Source organism: Pseudomonas sp. MIACH (assembly GCF_001269925.1).
Taxonomy (GTDB): domain Bacteria; phylum Pseudomonadota; class Gammaproteobacteria; order Pseudomonadales; family Pseudomonadaceae; genus Aquipseudomonas.
Map to the genome: position 1 here is coordinate 255,938 of NZ_LHVO01000018.1, position 8,400 is coordinate 264,337.

3 protein-coding genes are annotated in these 8,400 nt (G+C 66.7%); all 3 read left to right on the plus strand.

Annotated features, from left to right (window positions below; all coding sequences use genetic code 11):
• The first annotated feature begins 72 nt into the window (after nt 1–72).
• The 3 genes from AD670_RS07565 to AD670_RS07575 are packed head-to-tail and all read left to right on the plus strand — an operon-like array spanning nt 73 to nt 8,388.
• Complete coding sequence (locus AD670_RS07565) at nt 73–3,294, plus strand: hypothetical protein (RefSeq protein WP_053129991.1); 3,222 nt, start codon at nt 73–75, stop codon at nt 3,292–3,294.
• Between the two features lie 30 nt (nt 3,295–3,324).
• The gene (locus tag AD670_RS07570) at nt 3,325–6,972 is read left to right on the plus strand and encodes a hypothetical protein (RefSeq protein ID WP_053129993.1); all 3,648 of its coding nucleotides are present in this window, start codon (nt 3,325–3,327) and stop codon (nt 6,970–6,972) included.
• Nucleotides 6,973–6,996: 24 nt separating this feature from the next.
• A complete protein-coding gene (locus AD670_RS07575; protein WP_053129996.1) occupies nt 6,997–8,388 on the plus strand; it encodes a hypothetical protein in 1,392 nt (463 codons plus the stop codon).
• Nucleotides 8,389–8,400: the final 12 nt, after the last annotated feature.

An 8,400-nucleotide genomic window follows, 5' to 3' on the forward strand; every position in this document is an offset into this window, starting at 1 on the left:
GCATCGAGCTGCTTCCCCGCCACCGCGTCTTTTCGGCTCTCTCCTTTTCCTGCCCTTTTTCCGGAGGCTCGCATGGCCATCCTTGCGCAAGCTCAATCCAGCAACAATGACCCTGTCATCAAGTCCGCCATCTATGACGGCAGCAGCGTGCGAGTCACCTGGACCCCGTCGGCCGATACCTCGGTCACCGGCTATATCATTCAACTCGCCTGGCTGGGCGGCGGCGAACCGGTGCTGGCGCACCAGAGCGCGGTGCTCGACGGGCGCCTGCTCAACATCGGCAGCCTGCCCCTGAGTGTGCCGCTGAATACCGACGTCACCTACCAGGTGGTGGTCCAGGCGCAGTGGGGCAATACCGCCGGTCAGAACAGCGCCCCGGTGATCTTGCCCACCGCGCGGCCGACCCTGAAGGAGGCGCTGTATGACGGCCATGGCCTGCGGGTGGAATGGGAGCCGTCCTGGCAGGCGGCGGTCGGTTACGAGATCGTCGTGCTGTCCCAGAGTATCGGTACCCTCTACACCATCCCGGTCAGCGGTGCGCAAACCCGCTCCGCGGTGGTCAGTAACACCCAGCTCGGCGGCGGCCTGGCTGACGGTGGCGAGTGGGTGGTGAGTGTCGCCGCCGTCGGTGAAAACAGCGCCAGCGCACGCTCCAACGAGGCGCTTTTCCCGGCCAAGTCGATGGCCCGCCCGGTACTGGGCAGCACCAGCCTGTACCGCGACGGCAACCATATTGTCGCGAGCTGGAGCGGCGGCGCTGCCGACGAAATCGTCGCCTATCGCCTGAGTGCCAGCGCCCTGGCCAGCGAAACCCGCTACAGCATCGACATGCCCTTCGGCGACGCCAGCAACGCGACGCTGCCCCTGCCCGCAGCCCTGGCCGACAGCGAAACGTTCCAGCTCTCGGTCACCGCCTTTACCTCCAGTGGCGCCGGCCTGGTCAGCCCACTGGTCTCCATCGTATCGACCCGTCCGGTACTCACCGCTGCGCAATACACCGGCAGCGCGCTGAACCTTGCTTGGGCACTCCCTTACAACCCGGCGGTCAGCGGCTACACCCTGCAGGCCGTTTCGCTGTCCAGCGGGCAGAGTTTTTCCGCCAGCATCAGCAACCCCGCGGCCACCTCCGGCAGCATTCCCCTCGGCACGCCGCTCGACGGCGGCCAACTCTGGGTAGCCCAGGTCATCGCCACCCACAGCGGCGGCGTCGGTGCCGAAGGCCAATTGCTGCCGATCGTTACCGGCAGCGCCAGCTTCACCAGCCTGGTGGTGAGCGCCGATGGCACTTACGTGGATATCACCTGGGAGGCCCCGGCATCGTTCACTGCGCCAGACAGCACCTGCGTCAGCCTGCTGCTCAACGGTAAGGCTGCCAGCAGCCTCAGTGTCAATGGCAATAGCGCGCGCCTGGTCCTGCCGGTCAACGCCAACGGCGCGACGCTCACGGTCAGCCTGGCGCCGGCCAAGGGTGTGGTGCGCAACACCAGCACCACGGCACTGGCCGTCCCTGTGACAATCCCGCAGATCACTGGTTGGGACACCGATGCAGTGAGCGCCAGCGGCATCCTGAGCTGGGCAGCCCTGAGCGGCGCCAGCGGCTACCGCCTGAGCCTGCCCGGCGGCCAGCACCTCGACCTGACCGACACTCGCACCACCCTCACCCCCGCCCAATTGGCCAGCGGTGGCGGTCCTGCGCGGGTCACTCTGCGCAGCGCCGCCGTGGTCAACGGTTGCACACTGGTCGGCCCGGCCAGCGCGCCTTTCGCCGTGGCTACGACGCGCGTGCCGGATGTGCGGGTCGACTATGACGGCGCCACCCTCAGTGCTGGCTGGAGCGCAGTACCCGACGGCCAGAGCTATCGGGTTTCGGTGCTGAAGACCTTGGCCGGCACCACCACCGTGGATCAGGCGTTCACTTCCGATCCCGGGGTACTGGAACAACGCTGGACCTACACCCCGAGCAACGCCGAAGCCAGCCTCAGCGTGGTCGTCCAGGCCAACCAGCGGGTACTCGACATCAGCAATTTCGGCCCCTCCAGCCACGCCCGGATCCTGTACCGCAGCGCCTTCATTCCATCGGCGCAAGCCGCTTCGACCCGCTTCCCGCACCTGATCCCGGCGCAGGCGCTGAGCACCGCCCTCAGTGGCACCGCGCCGACTGCGGCGCTGACCCTCTACCTGCCGCAGATCAGCAAGACCAGCACCCTCAGCGGCCTGCCCATCAGCAACGGTCCGTTCACCCTGGCAGCAGCCTCGGGCACCACCTACCCCTACAGTCTCGCCATTGCCTCCAGCGGCACTGACTCACCCTGGATCTTCGACAGCAGCCCACTGCGCAGCGGCCTGCTGAAGGCCTACGTGGCCTTTCTCCAGGCCCTGGAAAGCGCCGGCGCGGCAGCCTGGGGCATCATCGCCGTACAAGACGCCCTGGCCCGGGTGATGCCGCAAACCTTCGAGGAATCGCTGTACTACGCCTTCGGCCTGTCGCTCCCCTCCCCCGATACCGGGGCCACCCTCGGCTCGGTGGACCTGCGTCCGGGGATGATCCTGCGCGTCGCCGCCAGCCCTTTCCAGACACTCTCGTCGACCGCCTCGGACCTGAAGTGGAGCAACGGCTATGTCGCCGGGCCGACGGTGGACTACCCGGTCGGCCAGTTCGTCGACAGCTCGGGCAGCATCAGCACCGGCTGGGATGCCTTTGTCGGTCAGTTGGTGAGCGGCGGTGCACTCTCGGTCAACCCGCCGCCGGCCCATGACAGCACCCAGCAGATGGGCGGGGTCGCCGATGCTGCCGACCTGTACTTCCCGGCCTTCATCGCCCCGTTCTACCGACTGTTCTCGCCGTCTGCCCTGGCCAGCGCCAGCGACCCGGCAATCACCACCACGACCAACAACTTTACCCTCGCCGCAGCCGCCAGCTTCACCGCCCTGAACAGCGCCAGCAACGTGCCCGGCGGCACCGTGCCGGTGGCGTTTTTTCGCGGTCGCGCGGTCCCCAAGGCGTGCCTGCGGGTGACCCTCGACGGCACGCCTCTGGTGGTGCCGGTGGGCACTACCGTGGCCAACCTGCTGGCCTTGGCCGGGCGCATGCCGGTGCCGGCGGCGTTGCCGGTGCATGGCGTGCGAGTGCTACGCGGGTTGGGCGCTGCGGTGCTGGATCCGACGGCGGCCCTGGGTACCGGTGCCTGGCCGTTGCGCCTGGACTGGAGTGGGCTGGGCAACTATGCCCCAGGCTGGACACCGCTGGCTGTACCGCTGCTGCCGGGTGATGCCGTTATCACCACCCTGCCCTGATCCATCATCGCCTCGCGACAGGGAGCCGTCATGAGCGTACCGGTGTTTGAACACGTCACGGCGGGCCTTTACCGCCTTTCCACGCTCCCGGAGAGTGGCCTGGAGCACTATTGGGCTGGCTATCTGGCCAGTCCCGGCAGCGACCTCGGCGCCAGCGCCAGCCTGGCGCAGACCTGGGCCGACGTAGGGGGCGCCTATCTGTTCTGCGCCAGCGCACCCGCCGATCCGGCGGCCTTCGTCGCCGATCTGCGCGCGCTGTGGCCGCGCCTGTCGCCCAAGAGCTGGTTGCGCCTGCTGTGGATCGCCAATCCGGCGGACAGCGCCCGCCAGTGGCAGACCCAGGGCATCGACGCCCTCCCCGTTGGCGAGCCGAGCGGCGGCTGGCGGATCGTGCGCGATATGCGTTTTGGCCTCGGCCAGTACGCGGTGGCGATAAAGGGCGGCAGCAGCCTGGTCGCCAGCAGCGACAGCCTGCTGTTCGACGGCCCTGGCCTTGCCTTCTTCGCCCCGGGTGGCGTCTATGCCGCAACCCAGTCCCAGTGCCCGCTGCCCCTGAGCGGTACGCAACTGGGTTGCGTGACCTTCGGCATCCGCGCCGGCAACGGCCTCGACGAAAAGGCTGACGACATGCAGCGTCTCGGCGTCATGCTGCGCTACGGCGAAGCCGATACCGACAGCCCGATAGGCGAAGTCAACCTGATCGACATGCCGCTGTTCCGCCAACTGGACGCCACGCCCTTTGACCTGGCCCTGGCGTTCGATCCGCTGAACCCCGAACTGCCGCAGCGCAGTGCCCTGGTCTTTGCCACCGGGCAAGGCAGCGTGCCGACCCTGGGATTTGCCCAACTCAGCAACACCGGGCATGCCACCCTGGCCACGCCACGCGCCGGCAGCGGCAACCTGCCGGGGGCACGCCTGAGCTTCGGACGTACCCCGTTGTTCGATGCCGTGGATGTCGCCAGCGCCAATCTGGTCTGGCACCTTGCGCCGGATGGGCTGTTCGACCTCGGCACCCCACAACAGGGGCGCAGCAGCGATGGCAACACCCGTCTGATCCTCGGCGTCTCCGGTACCGAGAGCGTGGTGCTGCCGCAGGATGGCGCGTCACTGTTGCTGTTCCAGGCCAATGGCGCAGCCTATCTGCCGCCCCCCAGCGAGGCGGCGAACAGCTCGGCCCTCAGCGACCTCGGCACCACTGCCTGGGCCACCGTGCTGTCCGATGGCGGCGGTGGCCGCAGCTACGAGGCGCAACCACCGCGCTCGCCGCTGTTCAACGCGGCCAGGGTGCCGGTGGCGGGCTTCCTCGCCTACCTGAACATGAACGCCGCCACACTGCCGACCTTGCAGGCAAGCCAACAGCGCGCGCCGGTGGTCTGGCCCATGGGCGTCTATGGGCGGATTGCAGCGCAAGCGATCGACCAGGCCGCCCATCTGGAGGACGCCGCCCTGGCGCCCATCCGGCGCAGGCTGATCGGCCTGCCGCCACTGCAGGCCGCGCGCAGCGCGCCCACCGGACGCCTGCGCCTCGGCGCACAGGCCAATGCCGACACCCCGCCGTTGGGCGTTACCCCCAGCGGCCTGATCGCCGTGCTCGACGCTGCGCAATCGGCGTGGGCCGGCGTACTGTTCGCCAACATGCCGCAGTCGGATACCGGGCAGTTGATCTTCACCGAGGTCAAGCCACCCTTCCAGGCCGCACTGCAATCCAACCAGTTGTTCATGGTGGTGGCCGACGTCGAGACCTTCATGGACCAAGGCAGCTCGGTGGCCTATCAACTGAGCGCCGCCAACGCCGTCTCGCGCCTGCGCGCCGCTGGGGTTCCGGCCGCCGAGGCCGGGGCGATCAACACTGCCCTGAAGGCACTCGGCTACCCGGAATTCCCCAACGAAGCCGCGTTCGATGCAGCGGTGTCGGCCAGCGCCGGCAATTACCTGGCCGAGGCCCAATCGGCGGCAGGCCTACTGCGCGCCGATATCGAAGGCTGGACCTTCCAGCTCTCGCCGCGCTCCTGGCGCAACGATGCCCTGACGCCGACCCTGATGTTGTTCAAATACTGCGGCCGGGCCATCACCGACCTCGCGGCGGACACCGGCGCCTGGTGCTGGCCGGCAGTCGCGCAGGCTGCGGACGGCTCGCTGGCCGCGACCCAGGCCGCGCTCGACGCGGTGATCAGCAAGGCGCGCCAGGCGGTGCTCAACCCGGATATCGGCGACAGCGATCCACTGGTGCTGTTCTATCACGAGGTGCTGGACAACCCGCGCTGGAACGGCGTGCTGTTCCTCAATGCGCCGATCGACTTCCAGGACATGCCCTCGGCCCTGCGCTTCATGGCCGCCGGGGTTGATCGCTCGCGCTTCTATGCCCATCACGTGGGCTTTTCGCTGACCCCGTACACGCCGCAAAACGGCATCATCGACCTGGGCCAGACCGCCGTGTTCGGCCTGATCGATTACAACGATCCGGACGACCTAGTGGCCTCCACCACCATCCCCTTTGGCTACAAGACCCTCGCCATGCGCGTGCGCTTCGACAATGCGCGGGTGGTGGACTTTTCCGCTGAAGCCGAGTTGATGGTCAACCGCCTGTTCGCCTCATGGCTGGCCAAGGTCGATCGGGCCCGTGGCAACAATCTGATCCTCACCGGCAGCTATCAGCGGGTCGGTGGCCAGCCGAGCTATTCCTTCAGCCTACTGGGCAACAACGTGTTCCAGAGCGATGGCGCGGCCCTGGCCTCCATCGACATCCGCGACTGCCGGCTGGAGACCGCGGCCGCCCCGGTGGACGGCCTGCTCACCGCCAACTTCGTGCTGGCGGGGCGCCTGGCCTTTGTCGAGATTTCCGGGTTCGACCTGTTCGGCTATGGCCCCGGCGAGGCGGTCAACGGTTACCTGAGTTTTCAGGGGCTGGTGGTGGCGATGTCCTTTGCCATGGAGGATCCATCACAGCAACACTTCACCTCCGGCGAGGCTGGGGTCGGTTTCAACACCGGCCCCGGTGCTTCGCTGGCGCGCCCGACGTCTCTGGTGGAGAGCTTTCCGTTGCGCCTCGACGGCCTGGTCGCCGCCCCCGACCTGGCTCCAGCCGGCCAGCCGCCGCAAGGGGCAACCCCGGAAAGCCTGGGTTTCACCTCCATCGGCGCGCCCCTGGATCAGCAACCCCTGGCGGCGCCCTGGTTCGGCCTCAGCCTGGACCTGGACATGGGCACCCTCGGCGCGCTCAGCGGTGCTATCGGCCTGAAGATCACCTTGCTCGCCGCCTGGGGCCCGGAACCGGTGGCAGGCGAGCCGCCGGTCTACCTCGGGATCAAGCTGGGTATGTCCAATGCCATCAACGGCAACCTGCCGCTGCAGGGGGTACTCAAGCTGGGCTTTCGCAACTTCCTTTTCGAAACCTGGCGCGACAGCGACAACCGCCTCAACTACCTGTTGCGCATGCGCCGCTTCGCCCTGTCGGTACTGGCCTGGAGCTTCCCGCCAGGCAATGCCGACCTGATGCTGTTCGGCGCCCCCGGCAGCCCGAAGACATCGCTGGGGTGGTACGCGGCCTACCTCAAGGACGATGACAAGAAGAAGCCGCAGGCGTTGCTTACCGCTGCGCCGGTGCGCCAGGTGGCCAAGCGCACACCGGCCCCCAGGAGCCTCGCACGTTCCGGACGGCGTACGCCACCGGTTATCTGAAGATCACGGCAAAGGACACTGCCCATGAGCAACAAGCAACGTCTCTACTTTCTCGATGTGGGCCAAGGGATGTGCACCTACTTGGAGGAATACGACGACGGCGATATCGTCGCCAACGTGTTGTTCGACCTTGGCTCGACCAAGAGCAAGCGCCGCGCCGGGACGCCCACCGTGGAATTTCTGGTTGAACGGATCAAGGAGCGCGACTGGACCGGCGATGAGGGAACCCTCGACGTCGTGTTCATCTCCCACAAGGACGCCGACCACGTCAATCTGCTCTGGAGCCTGCTCGACGCCTTGCCAAAAATGATGATCGGCGAGGTCCATCACAGCGGTCGCTACGAGTGGTACACCAGCGCCAAGGGCAACATTCTCACGGCGCTGGGCAAACGTACGGCCAACCCCAAGACCTGTGTGCGCAACTTCTCCATCGGCGCCAGCAGTTTCTACAAACGCCCGTGGCCAGCGGTCTGGACGTCCGACTACAAGGCCGGCGCCTATGTGATCGCCGTCAATACCAGCGATTCGACGGACAACATCGGCAAGCATGTCGAACATGTCTACAGCAGTGCCTTGCCCAACGGCGACCTGGCCAACTCCACGTCGCTGGGCATCTACCTGAAGATGTACGACGTCGGTGCGGTGATCTTCGGTGACGCGACGTTCTCTACCTTCCAGTTCACCAACCAGCTGTTTCTTGCCGACAGCATCGTCCTCGATCAATCGTTCGCCCTGCAGGCGCCGCACCATGGCAGCCGCCTGACCACCTTCGGCCTGAAAAGCACCGATGGCGCGATCAGCCTTGAAGCGGCGAAAGTCGTCGATACGTTCGCCGCCCTCGCCCACGGTGCAACGGTGATCGTCAGTGCCGACACCAGCCACTGCCATCCTTCGCTGGAAACCATCGGTACCTTCGTCAAGTACGCCGACGCCACGTCTGCGTGGTGGAGTGACCCGAACATTACGCCCTACCACTTCGCCTCGGCATACTTCGACTTGCCACGTTCCAGCACCCTGGCCGCGCCCAACGCGAACTACACCTTCCAGACGCAAAAAAACTTCTACACCACGCTCTATTACGGGCTGAACACCACCAAGTGGGACTTCAGCTATCCCCCCATGGTGGCCGCCACGGCGCCTACTGTCCCGTCGAGCGAAGGCATGAACTGGATGTACGAGGTCAACGAAAACTCTAAGGTCTCGCCGACCAACATTCCTCTGGTGGGCATCAGTAGCAATCGCCTGCCCAAGACTAAAGCCAGCCTCGACGCACTGTTCGTCGAAGCCCACGCCGTGCGCGCACGGCAGCAGGCTGAGACTGTCGCGCCCGCACCGCAGGCGCCGCCGCACGCCGGTGGTGCCCGGCCACCCGCAACCGCGCAGGTACAGCTGCGCCGCCTGAAAGCCCGGCCCTGAGCCCCTCTTTCG

What these genes read in the sequence shown, in the direction of transcription:
- AD670_RS07565 (WP_053129991.1), top strand. Translation starts at nt 73, where the DNA reads ATGGCCATCCTTGCGCAAGCTCAATCCAGCAACAATGACCCTGTCATC.
- AD670_RS07570 (WP_053129993.1), top strand. Translation starts at nt 3,325, where the DNA reads ATGAGCGTACCGGTGTTTGAACACGTCACGGCGGGCCTTTACCGCCTT.
- AD670_RS07575 (WP_053129996.1), top strand. Translation starts at nt 6,997, where the DNA reads ATGAGCAACAAGCAACGTCTCTACTTTCTCGATGTGGGCCAAGGGATG.